The sequence below is a fragment of the Bartonella sp. AA81SXKL genome, assembly GCF_042196945.1.
Taxonomy (GTDB): domain Bacteria; phylum Pseudomonadota; class Alphaproteobacteria; order Rhizobiales; family Rhizobiaceae; genus Bartonella.
Window position 1 is genome coordinate 348 of record NZ_JBHIRH010000192.1, and the last position, 434, is coordinate 781.

At 37.6% G+C, this 434-nt stretch carries 1 protein-coding gene; it reads left to right on the plus strand.

All coding sequences use genetic code 11. The annotated features are described in order from the left end of the window. On the plus strand, positions 1–434 hold a 434-nt coding region (locus ACFINZ_RS10525), incomplete at both ends, for an aminotransferase class I/II-fold pyridoxal phosphate-dependent enzyme (RefSeq protein WP_375701485.1).

Genomic DNA, 434 nt, shown 5'->3' on the forward strand with positions numbered 1-434 from the left:
ACCGGTGGTAAGCAAATCCTCTTTAATGCGCTGATGGCAACTTTAAATAAAGGAGATGAAGTTATCATTCCCTCTCCTTATTGGGTCAGTTATCCAGAAATGGTTACCCTAAACGGAGGTATACCTGTCTTTTTAGAAACTAAAGCCGAATTTTCTTATAAACTTCAACCACAAGAGTTAGAAGCTGCCATTACCCACAAAACTAAGTGGTTTATTTTTAACTCTCCTTCAAATCCATCAGGCGCCGCTTATACACACGAAGAGTTAAAAAAACTAACAGATGTTTTAATAAAATATCCTCATGTTTATATTCTCACCGATGATATATATGAGCATCTCACATATGAAGGTTTTACCTTTGTCACCCCAGCTCAAGTAGAACCGAATCTTTACGACCGTACACTCACAATGAACGGTGTTTCTAAAGCTTATGC